The 13,558-nt window shown below is 65.3% G+C and carries 20 protein-coding genes; 6 read left to right on the top strand and 14 right to left on the bottom strand.

Translation table 11 applies throughout. The features are described from left to right. Positions 1–28: 28 nt before the first annotated feature. On the bottom strand, positions 29–358 hold the full coding sequence (locus MJQ72_RS38590; protein WP_240595874.1) for a hypothetical protein: 330 nt from the start codon (positions 356–358) through the stop codon (positions 29–31). Positions 359–550: 192 nt separating this feature from the next. On the opposite strand from MJQ72_RS38590, the gene MJQ72_RS38585 reads away from it, so the two are divergent. Both MJQ72_RS38585 and MJQ72_RS38580 read left to right on the top strand, forming a co-directional pair. Further along, positions 551–1,408: a GntR family transcriptional regulator gene (locus MJQ72_RS38585; RefSeq protein WP_240595873.1), complete on the top strand. Its 858-nt coding sequence runs from the start codon at positions 551–553 to the stop codon at positions 1,406–1,408. Then, positions 1,408–2,343 carry an NAD(P)-dependent oxidoreductase gene (locus MJQ72_RS38580; protein WP_240595872.1) on the top strand — a complete coding sequence of 312 codons (936 nt, stop codon included), beginning with the start codon at positions 1,408–1,410 and terminating at the stop codon, positions 2,341–2,343. The genes MJQ72_RS38585 and MJQ72_RS38580 overlap by 1 nt, the downstream gene beginning before the upstream one ends. 29 nt (positions 2,344–2,372) lie before the next feature. On the opposite strand, the gene MJQ72_RS38575 is transcribed toward MJQ72_RS38580, so the two are convergent. The 3 genes from MJQ72_RS38575 to MJQ72_RS38565 are packed head-to-tail and all read right to left on the bottom strand — an operon-like array spanning position 2,373 to position 3,700. Then, on the bottom strand, positions 2,373–2,840 hold the full coding sequence (locus MJQ72_RS38575) for a hypothetical protein (RefSeq protein WP_240595871.1): 468 nt from the start codon (positions 2,838–2,840) through the stop codon (positions 2,373–2,375). Next, positions 2,837–3,232: a helix-turn-helix transcriptional regulator gene (locus MJQ72_RS38570; protein ID WP_240595870.1), complete on the bottom strand. Its 396-nt coding sequence runs from the start codon at positions 3,230–3,232 to the stop codon at positions 2,837–2,839. The genes MJQ72_RS38575 and MJQ72_RS38570 overlap by 4 nt, the downstream gene beginning before the upstream one ends. Before the next feature lie 21 nt (positions 3,233–3,253). After that, complete coding sequence (locus MJQ72_RS38565; RefSeq protein ID WP_240595869.1) at positions 3,254–3,700, bottom strand: hypothetical protein; 447 nt, start codon at positions 3,698–3,700, stop codon at positions 3,254–3,256. Positions 3,701–4,049: 349 nt separating this feature from the next. Here MJQ72_RS38565 and MJQ72_RS38560 point away from each other — a divergent pair, with 349 nt between their 5' ends. Both MJQ72_RS38560 and MJQ72_RS38555 read left to right on the top strand, forming a co-directional pair. Then, complete coding sequence (locus tag MJQ72_RS38560) at positions 4,050–4,622, top strand: TetR/AcrR family transcriptional regulator (protein ID WP_240595868.1); 573 nt, start codon at positions 4,050–4,052, stop codon at positions 4,620–4,622. Then, complete coding sequence (locus MJQ72_RS38555) at positions 4,619–6,019, top strand: MFS transporter (protein WP_240595867.1); 1,401 nt, start codon at positions 4,619–4,621, stop codon at positions 6,017–6,019. Before MJQ72_RS38560 ends, MJQ72_RS38555 begins: the two co-directional genes overlap by 4 nt. Here the strand turns inward: MJQ72_RS38555 and MJQ72_RS38550 are convergent. The 6 genes from MJQ72_RS38550 to MJQ72_RS38525 all read right to left on the bottom strand — a co-directional run bounded on the left by MJQ72_RS38550 (position 5,970) and on the right by MJQ72_RS38525 (position 10,246). Further along, a complete protein-coding gene (locus MJQ72_RS38550) occupies positions 5,970–6,728 on the bottom strand; it encodes a class I SAM-dependent methyltransferase (RefSeq protein WP_240595866.1) in 759 nt (252 codons plus the stop codon). The two genes, MJQ72_RS38555 and MJQ72_RS38550, sit on opposite strands and share 50 nt — an antisense overlap. A gap of 60 nt (positions 6,729–6,788) precedes the next feature. Then, on the bottom strand, positions 6,789–7,160 hold the full coding sequence (locus tag MJQ72_RS38545) for a hypothetical protein (protein ID WP_240595865.1): 372 nt from the start codon (positions 7,158–7,160) through the stop codon (positions 6,789–6,791). A 99-nt stretch (positions 7,161–7,259) separates the two neighbouring features. After that, complete coding sequence (locus tag MJQ72_RS38540) at positions 7,260–7,829, bottom strand: dihydrofolate reductase family protein (protein ID WP_240595864.1); 570 nt, start codon at positions 7,827–7,829, stop codon at positions 7,260–7,262. A gap of 84 nt (positions 7,830–7,913) precedes the next feature. Then, positions 7,914–8,336 (bottom strand): PPOX class F420-dependent oxidoreductase, encoded by a 423-nt coding sequence (locus MJQ72_RS38535; RefSeq protein ID WP_240595863.1) that lies wholly within the window; start codon positions 8,334–8,336, stop codon positions 7,914–7,916. A gap of 17 nt (positions 8,337–8,353) precedes the next feature. After that, positions 8,354–9,568, bottom strand: coding sequence for a DUF4241 domain-containing protein (locus tag MJQ72_RS38530; RefSeq protein ID WP_240595862.1), 1,215 nt, complete (start codon positions 9,566–9,568; stop codon positions 8,354–8,356). A gap of 39 nt (positions 9,569–9,607) precedes the next feature. Further along, positions 9,608–10,246, bottom strand: coding sequence for a TetR/AcrR family transcriptional regulator (locus tag MJQ72_RS38525; protein WP_240595861.1), 639 nt, complete (start codon positions 10,244–10,246; stop codon positions 9,608–9,610). A 96-nt stretch (positions 10,247–10,342) separates the two neighbouring features. On the opposite strand from MJQ72_RS38525, the gene MJQ72_RS38520 reads away from it, so the two are divergent. Then, a complete protein-coding gene (locus tag MJQ72_RS38520) occupies positions 10,343–10,486 on the top strand; it encodes a hypothetical protein (RefSeq protein WP_240595860.1) in 144 nt (47 codons plus the stop codon). 47 nt (positions 10,487–10,533) lie between these two features. After that, entirely contained in the window at positions 10,534–10,914 is a 381-nt protein-coding gene (locus tag MJQ72_RS38515; protein ID WP_240595859.1) for a VOC family protein, read from the top strand. 56 nt (positions 10,915–10,970) lie between these two features. Here the strand turns inward: MJQ72_RS38515 and MJQ72_RS38510 are convergent, their stop codons facing one another. From MJQ72_RS38510 to MJQ72_RS38495, 4 genes are read right to left on the bottom strand one after another with little or no spacing between them, the layout of a single operon-like run. After that, positions 10,971–11,360 (bottom strand): VOC family protein, encoded by a 390-nt coding sequence (locus MJQ72_RS38510; protein WP_315860796.1) that lies wholly within the window; start codon positions 11,358–11,360, stop codon positions 10,971–10,973. Then, on the bottom strand, positions 11,357–11,647 hold the full coding sequence (locus MJQ72_RS38505) for a helix-turn-helix transcriptional regulator (protein WP_073847289.1): 291 nt from the start codon (positions 11,645–11,647) through the stop codon (positions 11,357–11,359). Before MJQ72_RS38505 ends, MJQ72_RS38510 begins: the two co-directional genes overlap by 4 nt. A gap of 44 nt (positions 11,648–11,691) precedes the next feature. After that, a complete protein-coding gene (locus tag MJQ72_RS38500; protein ID WP_240595858.1) occupies positions 11,692–12,336 on the bottom strand; it encodes a response regulator transcription factor in 645 nt (214 codons plus the stop codon). Further along, positions 12,327–13,478, bottom strand: a complete 1,152-nt coding sequence (locus tag MJQ72_RS38495) for a sensor histidine kinase (protein WP_240595857.1) — start codon at positions 13,476–13,478, stop codon at positions 12,327–12,329. Before MJQ72_RS38495 ends, MJQ72_RS38500 begins: the two co-directional genes overlap by 10 nt. Positions 13,479–13,558: the final 80 nt, after the last annotated feature.

Genomic DNA, 13,558 nt, shown 5'->3' with positions numbered 1-13,558 from the left:
TCGGGGCTGATCAGCAGGCGAGCGGCCATCACGCGGCCTCGCCCTCAGACGGCGTGGCCTCGGCGGCGTCCAGCAGCAACGGCAGCGCACGCAGCACGGTGCGGCCACTGCGACGCTCGGACCGGGTTGCCCGGCGAACGTCGGTGAACGAGTGCGTCACTCGGACGTCCGCCGCAACCGTCGCCGCCGCCAGTTCCGCGTCAACCGACGCAATCAGCGCGTCAACTTCGCGCTCCTCATCGGTGTAGTCCTGGAAGTCCCACGCCCTCGGCGCAGAGGCCTGAACAGCGGAAACGTCGTACTCCAGGCCGTCAAACGATGCTTCGGCCTGACGGCGGGAGATGTGTGCCGACCTCATCGGGTCTCCTTCGTGGTGTGTGAACTCGAACACCACGAAACCTAACAACTGATTTGTAAACCAGTCAACTGGTTGACTCGAATGGAGTAACGACTAGGCGGCTTACCTGGGAAAACTGTTCCAGTCATCTGGTATGGTCTGACCTGTCAGCCAGTCATCTGACTGGTTGCTCCGCTTAGTTGGGAGCCCCAAATGTCCCGGCCACGCCCGAAGGCTCAACGGTCCGAGTCCCTGCATCAGCAGGTTGCGCGCCACATCAGGAACGACATTGAGGCGGGGCGACTGCGGGATGGTCAGTCGCTGCCGTCGACAAGGGAACTGGCCGAAGAGTGGCAGGTCAGCCCGTTCACAATCACTGAAGCCATGGATGTGCTGATCCGAGAGGGGCTGGTCGTGAGTAAGCCACGGGCTGGTCGCGTCGTGCATGCGCCACATGTCACGGAGGCTGCGCGTCCCAAGGCGTCGGCGACTCAGGTTGTGTTTGTGGGGGGTTTCGCCGGAAGTGGCAAGACGGAGCTTGGCCGCGTGCTCGCGCGGGAGACGGGCTGGGCAATGCTCGACAAGGACACGACGACTCGTTCTGTCGTCGAAGTCGCTCTAGAGATGCAGGGCCTTTCGCCGAATGATCGTGAGTCGGACGTTTACGTCGACAAGATTCGCCCCCGCGAGTATGAAGCGCTCATTGCCACTATGACGGAGAACGTTCAGTGTGGAAACAGCGTTATCGTCACTGCCCCATTCATCCGCGAGTTCTCAGATCCCGCGTGGGTGAGTCGGATTCAGGCGACATGCAAGGATTTGGGAGCGGTTCCTAGCTTTGTCTGGGTCTACTGCGATGCCAGCACAATGCACACCTATGTCAGGCATCGTGGTGCGGCGCGAGACGCCGCGAAACTGGCGAATTGGGACACCTACGTGGCAGGTATTGACCTGGAACTGCGGCCGCCAGTGCCTCACGTGGTGATCGATAACTCGGCTTCTAGCAGGCCGTTGCAAGATCAGGCCCGCGACTTAGTTTCCACGATTCTGAACGAGGATGCGCCCAAGTGATGGCAGACAAGACCACGATCCTGGTTAGCACCGAAACGGATGACCTTGTAGCTCACGAGCTGTTCGGTCAGATTGATGGCGTCGAGGTGGTGGGGTATGACCCGACCACCAAGCAGCTAGACGAGGTGCAGAGGAGGGCGAATGTCTTCGTTCCGCCGTACCGGGGCACGAACCGTCCCATGGCCCTGATGGCGCAGATGCCGCACTTGAGGATGGTTCAGATCACGGCGGCCGGGACCGACGAGTGGGTCAATGAGGTGCCGGACGGTGTAGTGCTGGCAGGTGCGCGTGGGGCACATGCAGGGCCAGTCTCCGAGTGGATCCTGTCGGCGGTGCTGGCTCAACTTCGTCAGTGGCCCGCTCTTGTCCGCTACCAGGACGAGTACACATGGGCGCACCGGCGATTCGATGCCGACACGCTTCGAGGCAAGCGAGTTCTGATCGTCGGCGCAGGCAGTATCGGCATGGCGACTGCGCGGCTCCTGGATGCCTTCGGTGCGAGCTCGACGCTGGTTGCCAGCACGGCACGTGATGGAATCCATGGGGCTGCGGAACTGCCGGCACTCATCGGCGGGCACCAGGTCGTTGTGATCACCGCGCCGCTCAATGAAGCCACGCTCAACCTGGTCGACAAGAGCTTTCTTGCGGCCATGGACGACGGTGCGCTCCTGGTCAACGCTGGGCGCGGCAAAATCGTCGATACCGATGCTCTCGTGGCGGAGCTGCAAGCAGGGCGACTGCGGGCGGCCCTCGATGTCACGGAGCCGGAGCCGCTCCCGGAGGATCACCCCCTGTGGTCATGCACTGGCGCCATCATCAGCCCGCACAGCGCTCGAACGGTTCCAGGGACCAATGCGCTGTGCTACGCAGTTGCAGCGGACCAGGTGAAGGCATTCCTTGCCGGTCGGGTTCCGTCTAATGCGGCTACTCGGTAGGTGTACGCGCCGGAGTAATAGACAGCGGCTCAGTCGCCCTTGACCTTTAGTGTGGCGCTGAACGTAGAGGAAGGCGCTGCCTCTTCGGGATTCGAAACGACTTTGAATGCGCGGGTCCACTTCTCATCCGGGAAGCTAGGCGATGTTACTTCCCATTTGTAGAAGCCGGGTTCGAGTGGTAGACCAGCGGCAAGGCTAAGCACTACAGGTACCACTCCTAGTATTTCGCCTTCATCTGCGGACTCGCCGATATGAAATTCGGCTTCAACGTCAAGTTTCGTCCCGCTTTGGTCGGTAACTGAAGTTCCAGACTCATCCACTAGGCGAATGTATAGGGGAACTGTCATTCCCCTTTCGTTTTCGTCTGCCTCAATGAGCAGGATTAACGAGTGGATCCCCAGGGGGGTGCCCGTTCTTGTCCACCCCATGCCAAGAGCATTGACCTTCTGTCCGGGCTGACCTTGTGCGTAATCGGCGAGTTGAACGACGATGTTCACCGGCTGACCTGCACAAACCGAGATCGGACGTTGGTCTTCAGGCTTGTCTTGCGGTCGCTTGTTCCGGTGGCGGGAAGCGAAGGACTAACAGTCAAGCCAGGTGAGTGGGATGAAACATCGGTGACGGAGTGGCGGATCAGGGCTCCGATCGCCAGTGCGTACCGGCGAATGGTGGATAGCTTCGGGTCGGCGTCAGCCCGTTCAAGCGCTGCTACGGCTGGTTGTGTCACGCCCATGGTGTTGGCTATGTCCTTCTGCGTGAGCTTCTTCTCGTTGCGCAGCGCGACAAGTCGACGCAGGAGTTGGCGATCGGACTCCACCAGGTCGGTAGCCAGCCGTTGTACGGGGTCTGAAAGATCAATGCCTAACAGATCATCGATGTCGTCGCGCATGTGCCACCCTCCTTATCAACTCTAGGTTATACTACCTGGTTGGGGTCGCTTGAGCCATAGCTTGTAGCGTGCGCTGGCCTCATCGATGTGGCCGTTTTGTACGATCAGCCCGACTTCCCCGTGCGGTTTCGAGCCGAACTTGAGTGCGATGCGGAGCGGCCCGCGGTTGCTGTGCCAGCCAAAGTACAGTCGCCACAGCTTCGTCGGCGTGTACTCGTCGCCAAGCTTCCAGCGAAGCTCGTAGATCAATGGGTTCCTCACGATGTGAGCAATATCAAGGTAAGGCTTCAGGTCGCCGCGTACGGCGGCGCGCAGGAGATCGCCGACCTCGGCAAGCACCATGGCTCGCTCGTGAGGGGTGTCGCCGCCGTTGTGGATCTCTAGCTTGACTACGGGTATGCCGCGCTCGTCTCTGTAGAACTCCCACTCTCCGCCGCTCGCGGCTGCTACCGCTTCTACTGAGCCCAAGGTGCCCTCTCCTCAGTGTCGGCATCGTAAGCACGATGTCGGGCCAACATCACACCTTGTTACGTCGGTGTTCAAGATGTAACCGTGTGAGGCGGCTGGACGTAGGTCGGGGTAGAACCTCGACGCCCGTGTCTGTGCCAAATGTGCGTCAAAGTTGCACTTCGAATCGACGAAAGCGCAGCTCAGAGGCAATGAGGGGATCTCTCTGTAAATCAGACGGCACTGCCTTCGGGGGTTCGAATCCCTCACTCGCCACACCAAAGCGGCCCCGTGACCCAGTCACGGGGCCGCTTTGTTTGTTGCGCGCGACACCTTTGGTTAGTGGTTAGTAACCAGTAACTTTGAGGGTATGGCCGGACGAATGAGCGGACCCGAACGACGTGCCCAGGTGCTCGCCATCGCCGCGAAGGAGTTCGCGGAACATGGGCTGCACGGGGCGTCGACGGAGGCGATCGCGAAGACGGCGGGGATCACGCAGGCGTACGTCTTCCGGATGTTCGGGACGAAGAAGGCCCTGTTCCTGGAGCTGGTCGAGGCCGCGTTCGAGCGGCTCAGTGCCGCGATGCGGGACGCGGGCGACGGGAAGACCGGCCTGGACGCGCTCTCGGCGATGGGTGCGCAGTACTTCGACCTGCTGGCCGACCGGACCGGGTTGTTGTTGCAGCTTCAGGGCTTCGCCGCGTGTGGCGACCCGGAGGTGCGGGACGCGGTGCGGTCCTGTTTCGCGCGGATGTGGGGCACGGCCGAGGACGGCACCGGGCTCGACCCGGTGACCGTGAAGACCTTCCTCGCCTTCGGGATGTTGCTGAACACGGGCGCCGCGATGGACGTGGAGCAGGTCGACGCCGCGTGGGCCGAGGGGGTCCGTACCCGGATCCGGCCTGGGCTGTTCACGCACATCACCACCGAGACGAACCGATGAGTGTCCCTGTTCGGCACGACGAGCGGCTGAGCCCCGCGCTGGTGTGCACGGCGTTGGCGGGCGCGGTGATCGGCAGCGTCGGGGCGCCCCTGATCACCCCGGTCGCCACGGGTATGCACGTCTCGCTGGACGCCGCGCAGTGGACCTTGACGGTGACGCTGTTCAGCGGCGCGATTGCGGGCCCGGTGCTGGGCAGGCTCGGCAGCGGCCCGTACCGCCGCGCCACGATCCTGATCACCCTGGCCCTGGTCATGGCGGGTGGGTTGCTGACGGTGCTCCCGCTTCCGTACGCGGCGCTGTTGATCGGACGCGGCCTGCAAGGGCTCGGGGTCGCGGCCGGGGCGCTGTTGATGAGCGTCGCCCGCGCACATCTGCCGCCCGAGCGCGCGACATCGACGATCGCCGCCCTTTCGGTCGCGTCGACGGTCGGCATCGGCGTCGGCTATCCGGTGGTCAGCCTTCTCGACCAGCTCGCGGGACTGCGGGTCGCGTACGGATTCGGCTTCCTCCTGTCCGCTGTCGCGCTGGTCGTCGCCTGGCGTTTCCTGCCGGCCGAAGCGCCCGGCGAGCTTCCTCGGATCGACGTTCCCGGCACGCTGCTTCTCGCTCTCGGCACGCTCGGTGTCCTCCTGGTCATCGCCGAGCCCTCGATATGGACGACCGCGTGGCTGGGCGTCGGAGTTCTCACCGGCTCCGTCGCGGTCCTGGTCGGGTGGGCGTTCATCGAACTGCGTACGACGGCGCCGCTGGTGAATCTCCGGTTGCTCGGCCGAAGTGCCATTCTTCGCGCGAACCTGGCGATTCTCGTCGCCGGCGCGGGTTTGTACTTGCTGTTCAGCTTGTTCACCCGTTACGTGCAGACTCCCGCCGGCGCCCACTACGGCTTCGCGCTTCCCGGCGTCGCCGCGGGTGCGGCGCTGATCCCCTTCTCTCTCCTCGGATTCGTTGCGGGAAAAGTGATTCCGCGGCTCGTCGCGCGCCTCACCGAACGATGGACGTACGCGTTCTCGGTCGTGATCGCCGTGGTGAGCGCACTGCTGTTCGCCGTCGGCAACCGGTCGTTCCTTCTCGTCCTCGTCGCGATCGCCCTGCTCGGTTTCGCCGTCGGAGGGGTCTTCGCGGTGATGCCCAAGCTCGTTCTGGCCGGTGTGCCACAAGGGGAAACGGCCAGCGTGCTCTCGATCAACCAGATCGCCCGCAGCATCGGGATGGCCGCGGGCAGTGCTCTCGCCGGTCTCCTGCTCGCCGCCGTCACCCCGGAGGGCGCGTTGCTCCCCGCCCGGGACGGCTACCTCACGACGGCGCTGTGGGCACTGCCTCCGCTCGTCGTCAGCGCGGCCGTCATCGTCACGAACCGCGCTCCCAGACCGACACGTGCTTCGTGCTCCCGGCGGTGAACTCCGAGCGGTCCCAGTCGGCCCAGCGGTACTTCAGGCGCATGCCGGCGATACGCGCCATGAGGTCCAGTTCGGCAGGCCAGACATACCGGAAGGGGATGCGGCGGAACCGCCCCTGACCATCCGATGTCACGGTGACGTGGTTCGACGTGAACTCCTGCGTGACCACGTTGTACTGGTCGAATCCGACGTAGCTGGGCCCCATCGCGAACGGGACGATGTCCTGTCCGGGCGGCAGGCGGCGCAGATCCGGCAGGCCCACCTCGACGAGGAACAGCCCACCGGGGCGCAAATGCGCCGCCGCGTTGCGGAAGACGTCGACCTGCCCGTCCTGGGTGGTCACGTTGCCGATCGTGTTGAACACCAGATAGACCAACGAAAACTCGCCGTCCACCCGCGTTTCCGTCATGTCTCCGATCGTGACGCCGACCGCTTCACCGCCCGGTTTGCCCGCGATCCGCGTGGCCATCGCCCGGCTCAGTTCGATGCCGCTCACCGGCACGCCGCGAGCGGCCAGCGGGATCGCGATCCGCCCGGTCCCGACGGCGAACTCGAGCACCGGACCGTCGGCCAGGTCTTCGAGGACGTCCACCGCGGGCGTCACCACTTCGGGCGCGTTCGCTCCGCCCGGCTCGTCGTAGTCCGCGGCCACGCTCTCGGGGAACCAGCCGTCCGAAGCGTCGTCTCCTGTCTCCGTCTCACTGATCACGGTCGCCGACGCTACGCGCGAGGCCGTGCGCTCCTCATCCCGTTTTCCGCCGGCGGGCGCTCACCGGCCGCGACCCCGCCGTTGCGGCCACGCGGGACGCGTATCCGGTTCGGCCAGGTCTTCGAGGTAGGTGTACTCGCTGAAGTCGTCGTCCGTCGTCGGTGCTCGTCGCGCGCGCCGGGGTTCGGCCGGCGGAGGGTCCGACTCGAGCTCCGCGGCGACCTCGGCCAGCAGGGGCCACAGCTTCTCCTGGGCCCTGGGCGCGAACAGCGCCTGCGCGAGCGGGTGCTCGCAATTCCCGGTGGCGACCTCCTCCCAAGTGAACTTGCCTTCCCGGACGCAGGTCGCCGCCCGAGCCAGCCTCGGCTGGACCTCGGGCCGTTCCGACGCGCGACGGAACACCTCGGCCGTGAACTTCGACGCGTCGACCATGCGCGCCACCTCCGTCGTTCTCCCGTCGCCGAACCGGAGCACGAACCCTACCGAGCGGCGGGTGAGCAGGGAATTCCCGCCGCACGACCCGGTGAAGCGTCAGTTCGGCGCCGCGCGGTAGCGCAGCAGAACGATTCCCGATGCGAACGCCTTCTCCTCCACCAGGCGAAGCTTCGGAACACCGGTGGCGCCCTCGAACAGCCGACGCCCCTCACCGACCACGACGGGATAGACGAACAACCGGTACTCGTCGACGAGACCCTCGGCGATGAGCGATCGCACCAGCGAGATGCTGCCGGTGGTCACGATGTCCTTGCCCTCGGCGGCCTTCAGATTCTCGATCTCCGAGCGCAGCTCACCGGAGAGCACCGTGGTGTTCTCCCACTCCGGCTCCGTGAGCGTGCTCGAGACCACGTACTTGTTCACTGAGTTGAGGTAAGCGGAAATACCTGTCGTGTCTTCGGTTTGGTGCGGCCAGTACCCGCGCATGTCTTCGAAGGTGACGCGCCCGAGCAGGAACGCGTCGGCGTTCTCACGTTGTTCCCGGAGCGTGGCCAGGACGTCCGACTGGTCCACATCCGGATCGGTGTCGCCCGGGCTGAACCAGTCGCCCGCCAGTTCGATCACGCCGTCGATCGTGCAGTTCTCGGTGACGATCAGCTCCCGCATGGATCCGACAGTACCGCCGGCCACCGACAAGAATGGACCGGCGAGCGGGCAGCCCGCCCACGGATCCGTCGTCCTCCGCGAGTTCTACGTGTCGCCGTGAACAGCGCGCCTCGACGGATACCACGCCTCGCCCACGGGTTCGCCCGCCATGTTCCAGCTCCACGACACCTTCGGCGTCACGCGCGAATAGATGCCCGGGCCGACGATTCCCATCCGTTCGATCGGGTCGGCGGCTTCGCCGTAGATCCGGACACCGCGGGCGATGAACGGGTCGAGTGAGACGAGGTCGTCCACGAGCAAGGCGACTTTGCGTTGCCCCGCTCGGATATTGCGGAACTTCCGGGTCGCGAGGACCGACGCGCCCGCGCCGCCCACCCAGAAATGCGTTCCGTCGAACTCGAACGCCAGCGGGACGACGTCGGGCTGTTCACCGTCTTCCGACAGGGTCGCGAAGCGGGCCAACGGTTGCGAGCGCAGGTACGCGATCTCTTCTGCGGTGAAGGTCATGCCGTCATGATCCCCGCTCAGGCTGTGAGAATCCGGGCACGGTTCAGGATCAGCATGTCGGTGGCGAAACAGACCGGCGTGCCGTCGGCCGCCCGGCCGATCCAGGTCGGATAGCTGCCGTCTCCCCAGCCGGTGGTGAACGCGATGATGTTGCCGTCGGCTCCGTCCGGGGTGACGTCGATATGCGGGTCCACCTCCTCGAACTTCTCCAGGAGTTCGTCGTCCATCTCCTCGGGGAGGGCGTCGGCGTCGGTGAAACAGCCTGTGCCGCTGTCCACGCCGTAGCCGTAGAACTCCCCGTCACCGAGGAAAAGCGCGTTCTGCCCGGGCCAGAGCGCCGCTTCCCAGGTGGCGACGGGGATGTCGGCGACGACGAGTTTGGCCGCCACGACCCGTTCGTGATCCGGTTCGTCGACGAACCGGATCACCGAGACCGCTACCCGGTACTCGCCGGGAGGCACGGTGACCGTGAAGTGCGCGGCGTCCGAATCCAGGAAGGCCGGGTCCGCCGCGACGAGCCTGCCGCTGGGCATGCGGAGTTTCCCGGCGTCCCGAAGCTCGATCTCGGCGACGCCATGGCCACCGCTCAGGGAAAAGCGTGTTCCCGCCGTGAACATCTCGTCGATTCCGAAGGGGCGCAAGGGAACGGAGGGCCGCCAAGGACGTTCTTCGACCGGAAGCAGTGGATCGGTGACCGGGGTGTCCGGCGTCCGGAGGGTCAGCTGCTTGAGATTCGTGAAGGGCTCCCAGTCGCCGAAGGCGGGCTTCGGCATCCTCAGCTCGGACAACGGCTTTCGCACGCGGCCGCTGCTGGAACCGCCGCCGTAGCCGCGAGGAGCCTTGTTCACCCAGCCGTCACCGTCGGGGCCGAAGGACAGCTCGACCCGGCAGGCGTTCTGCTCGTCGAACTCCTCCTGGTCGTCGAAATGGTAGGTCCACTGCTCGACCTTCACGAGGAACAGCGCACCGTCTTCGAGCACGCGAAACTCGAACAAACCGCGGCGCCTGCTCCGCTCGTCGAAGTGCGCGGAGCGGGCGAAGTGGTGCTTCCACGCGATTTCGAGCAACACCAGCGGCTCTTCCGTGTCGGGACGCACCAGCGCGACGGCGTACTGCTCTCCGGCAGCATCGCGTTCCCGCGCGATACCGGGGGAGAACCTTCCGATCAGTGCGCGGGCGGCCGGGTCCCAGCCTTCGCAGTAGACGACGTCGAGCAAGGTCCCCTCAGACATGGAGCGAAACCTAGCGGTTACCCCCGACAAAACCCAGGGCTATTCGCGGATCGCGTAGCCGCCGAAGGCGGGCTCCAGCAGCTCGAAAGCCCGCTTGGTCGCCTTTGTCAGCGCTTCGGCGATCTCGTCGTTGCTCTCACCGGCGTGGGAACGTCGGAGGACCTCGCGAAAGAGGACGCGGTCGATCGCGTTGAGTTCGGCGGCCGCCATGACCGGGGTGACGTCGTCCGCGTCGGCCCCGGTCTCGGCCGCGAGCAGTTCGGCGAGTGCTGCTTCGCGCAGTTCGTGCAGTTCACGCAGTCGTGCGGTCAGTGTCGGGCTTTCCAGCACCATCTTCGCGAAGACCGGCCCGGTGAAGCCGATCACGGGGGAGTGCTCCGCCACCGCGTTCAGGAAGGTACGCCGTAGCGCGGCCAGCGCCGACTCACCCGGCTTCCGGTCGCGGACGGCGTTCGCCAGCCCGTTCGTGAACTCCTCGTGCTGGTCGAGCGCCAGATCCTCTTTGCGCGCGAAGTAGTTGGTGACGGTCTTCTTCGCGACTCTCGCCGCGGCCGCGATCTCGGCGATCGTCGTCTCCTCGAAGCCCTTCTCGATGAAGAGAAGCGTCGCCTGGTCGGAGATCAGCTGCCGCGTCTCCTGCTTCTTGAGCTCCCGAAGGCCCACATCCGCGCTGGTCATGAGCGAAGTTTACCACCGTCGTAAAAATATCCTTGACTTCCAGTAGGTCGGATGTAAACTTACGTCCGTACTACCGATCGCGAGAGACGAGGCTCCTTGACCGCTCGAATCCCCCAAGGCAACGAAGGCACCAATCGCGCCCAGGTCCGCCGGAACGACCGCCGTCATCAGCAGCCGTTCCCCGGCCGCTCGATGCCGGTGCGCCGCTCGACCGGCGTGCCGCGCCGCCGGTCGTACTGACCGCTCAGCTCGTCCGAAAACTCATCGCCGACCGAAGGGGATAGCCCATGAACGTCCTTGCCTCCACCGTCTCGTTGACCGTCGACGACGTCGCCGCGTCCAGTCGCTTCTTCACCGAGCACTTCGGCTTCACCGAGCAGATGGCCGCGGAGGGTTTCGTCTCCCTCGGGCACGAAACCGCGAAGGTGACCATCGTCCTGCTTCAGGCGGGTATCGAGGTCTTGCCGGAGAACCTGCGGCAGCGGCGCGCGTCCGGCGTGATCGTGGCCTTCACGGTCGAGAACCTCGAGGCCGAGGAGAAGCGCCTTCGCGACGAAGGTGTCGAGATCACGCTGCCGCTGCGGGAAGAGCCTTGGGGAGAGCGTCTCTTCATGGTCACCGACCCGAACGGTGTGCCCGTGGAACTCGTGGAGTGGGTGCAGCAGTAAATCTTCGGGCGGGGCCTGGTCCACGGTGGACCAGGCCCCGCCCTGTTTCGCCGGGTCTACTTCATCGTGGCGAGCTGGATCAGGTTGCCGCAGGTGTCGTCGAAGACGGCGGTGACCACGGGCCCCATGTCGACGGGGTCCTGGGTGAACTCGACGCCGAGCCCCTTGAGTCGCTCGACCTCGGCGTACACGTCGTCCACGGCGAACTGCGTGAACGGGATGCCGTCGCCGGCGAGTGCCTTCTTGAACGGCTTCGCCGCGGGGTGTCCGTCCGGTTCCAGCAGCAGTTCGACGCCGTCGGGATTCGCCGGGGAGACCACGGTGAGCCAGCGGGCGTCTCCGGTGGGCACGTCGTGTTTCTTGATGAACCCCAGTTTTTCGGTGTAGAAGTCGAGGGCCTTGGCCTGGTCGTCGACGAAGACGCTGGTGATGTTGATCCGGATCACGGGTTCGGTTCCTCTCGGTCGATGGGCCACCGCTCGACGATCGACCGCAATGGGCTCGTGTCGATGTGGTGGAACTTGTAGCGGCCCTGTCGCCGAGTACGCACCAGGCCCGCTTGTTCGAGCATCGCGAGATGCTGCGAAATGGCCTGCCGCGACGAGGTCAAGCCATGTTTCATGGTCAGCCTGCCGCAGATCTCGAACAGGGTCTGACCGTCCTTTTCGGTCAGCTCGTCCAGGATGGTGCGTCGCGTCGCGTCGCCGATCGCCTTGAACAGGTCGCCGTCCACGACCCAGTTATAGGCAAGCCGTCGCTTGCCTGTCAACTCGGGGGTCAGGACCCGAGATAGCGAAGGATGGCCAGGACTCGACGGCTGTAGCCGGCGGTGCTGGCCAGCCCGAGCTTGTCGAAAATGGCGTTCACGTGCTTCTCGACAGCGCTCAGCGAGATGAACAACGACTCGGCGATCCCGGGGTTCGTGTGGCCCTGCGCCATTTTCTCCAGTACTTCACGTTCGCGGACGGTCAGTTTCGCGAGCGGATCGGTATGCGTGGTCCGGGCGAGCAACCGCCGGACGACCTCCGGATCGAACGCCGCACCACCCGCGGCGATCCGGTCGAGCGCGTCCAGGAATTCGCCCACTTGGGCGACCCTGTCCTTCAGGAGATAACCGACGCGTTCGCCGTCGCCGGTGATCAGGTCCGCGGCGTAGCGCTTCTCGACGTACTGCGAGAGCACCAGCACCCCGATCTCCGGCCAGCGTTTCCGGATCTCGAGCGCCGCGCGGAGGCCCTCGTCGGTGTGGGTCGGCGGCATACGGACGTCCGTGACGATCACGTCCGGCCTGTGTGCGGCCGTCGTCGAGAGGAGCGCTTCGCCGTCGCCGACCGACGCCACGACCTCGTGTCCTTCTTCGACCAGCAGCCGGACCAGCCCCTCGCGCAGAAGGGTCGAGTCCTCCGCGAGGATCACCCGCATGGCAGCACCGCGGTCACCACTGTCGGACCGCCCAGTGGACTGTCCACAGTGAACTTTCCGTCGGCCGCCGCGACGCGCATCGCGAGGCCGGAAAGCCCGCCGCCCGACTCGCGCGCCCCGCCCGTTCCGTCATCGGTGATCCGCACCCGCACCTTGTCCCCGTCCCGCTCCACCTCGATGTCGATCCGCGTCGCCGCGGCGTGCTTGATCGTATTGGTGACCGCCTCGGAAGCGACGAAGTAGATGACGGTCTCGATCGACGGCGGTGGCCGTTCCGGCAGGTCGACCCGCAGGTGGACCGGGATACCCGAGCGTTCCGCGAGCGCCTCCAACGCGGGATGCAGCCCGTCCGCGTCCAGCGCGATCGGATACACCCGCCACGAGACCTCTCGCAGGTCCACCAGGGCGCGCTGTGATTCCTCGTGTGCTTGCCGGAGCAGATCCGCCGCGTGCTCCGGGTCGCTCGCGCGACGCGCCCGGCCGAGCAGCATCCCCAGCGCGACGAGCCGCTGCTGGACGCCGTCGTGCAGGTCACGTTCGATCCGGCGGCGCTCACCGTTGACCGCCTCGACCACTTCGGCCCGGCTGGTCGTGAGTTCGGAGAGCCGCCGGCGCAACTTTTCGCTTTTGCTGGGACCGAAAAAGCGCTTCGCCAGCCTGGCGTCCAGCGTCGCGGCTCCGATGAGCCCTTGCACGGAAAGGAATACGAGTAACCCGCCGAAGAGGACGGTGGTGAGCGGGTCGTACCAGTCTGCCGGTGCTCCTCCTCCGGGCGACTGACCCTCGACAAGCTGAGCGGCGATGATCAGGCCGGAAGCGGCGCCCAGCAGGATCAGGACGAAAATCGCGGCACAGAGCAGGCCGATGACGCACCGCGGGACGAGATAGGCCATCGCGCGGCGATCGGTGTAGTTCGTGGCGTTCTCTTCGCCGAAGTACTTCTCCAGTCGTCGCCGTTCCACTTCGGACAGTGCGCGCGCACCGGCGAAGACGGGCTGCCGCAGCGCGGGGACCGCGAGCGCGATTCCGCCGAAGAGCACGTAGAAGAACTCCGCGACAGCGGTCATGGCGCCGATCGCCAGACCGAGTGTGGCGCGGAGTGCTTTGCGCAGATAGCGGCGCATCGCTGCCGGAACGGGCATAACGCCAGGTTAGCGGGGTAGCCGAAGATCGGTACTGCGGTTTACCGCAGTGATTTGTGCCGCTTCACCCCAGTGTGCGG

It is taken from the genome of Amycolatopsis sp. EV170708-02-1 (assembly GCF_022479115.1).
Classification (GTDB): domain Bacteria; phylum Actinomycetota; class Actinomycetes; order Mycobacteriales; family Pseudonocardiaceae; genus Amycolatopsis.
Note: the sequence above shows the minus strand (reverse complement) of the source record. Positions and strands in the feature narration are given on the sequence as shown.

Bases quoted from the DNA above. Each gene is read 5' to 3' on its own strand.
- MJQ72_RS38530 (WP_240595862.1), bottom strand. From the start codon at position 9,568: ATGTCTGAGGGGACCTTGCTCGACGTCGTCTACTGCGAAGGCTGGGAC.
- MJQ72_RS38495 (WP_240595857.1), bottom strand. From the start codon at position 13,478: ATGCCCGTTCCGGCAGCGATGCGCCGCTATCTGCGCAAAGCACTCCGC.
- MJQ72_RS38500 (WP_240595858.1), bottom strand. From the start codon at position 12,336: ATGCGGGTGATCCTCGCGGAGGACTCGACCCTTCTGCGCGAGGGGCTG.
- MJQ72_RS38535 (WP_240595863.1), bottom strand. From the start codon at position 8,336: ATGACCTTCACCGCAGAAGAGATCGCGTACCTGCGCTCGCAACCGTTG.
- MJQ72_RS38560 (WP_240595868.1), top strand. From the start codon at position 4,050: ATGGCCGGACGAATGAGCGGACCCGAACGACGTGCCCAGGTGCTCGCC.
- MJQ72_RS38580 (WP_240595872.1), top strand. From the start codon at position 1,408: ATGGCAGACAAGACCACGATCCTGGTTAGCACCGAAACGGATGACCTT.
- MJQ72_RS38540 (WP_240595864.1), bottom strand. From the start codon at position 7,829: ATGCGGGAGCTGATCGTCACCGAGAACTGCACGATCGACGGCGTGATC.
- MJQ72_RS38525 (WP_240595861.1), bottom strand. From the start codon at position 10,246: ATGACCAGCGCGGATGTGGGCCTTCGGGAGCTCAAGAAGCAGGAGACG.
- MJQ72_RS38515 (WP_240595859.1), top strand. From the start codon at position 10,534: ATGAACGTCCTTGCCTCCACCGTCTCGTTGACCGTCGACGACGTCGCC.
- MJQ72_RS38585 (WP_240595873.1), top strand. From the start codon at position 551: ATGTCCCGGCCACGCCCGAAGGCTCAACGGTCCGAGTCCCTGCATCAG.
- MJQ72_RS38545 (WP_240595865.1), bottom strand. From the start codon at position 7,160: ATGGTCGACGCGTCGAAGTTCACGGCCGAGGTGTTCCGTCGCGCGTCG.
- MJQ72_RS38570 (WP_240595870.1), bottom strand. From the start codon at position 3,232: ATGCGCGACGACATCGATGATCTGTTAGGCATTGATCTTTCAGACCCC.
- MJQ72_RS38590 (WP_240595874.1), bottom strand. From the start codon at position 358: ATGAGGTCGGCACACATCTCCCGCCGTCAGGCCGAAGCATCGTTTGAC.
- MJQ72_RS38555 (WP_240595867.1), top strand. From the start codon at position 4,619: ATGAGTGTCCCTGTTCGGCACGACGAGCGGCTGAGCCCCGCGCTGGTG.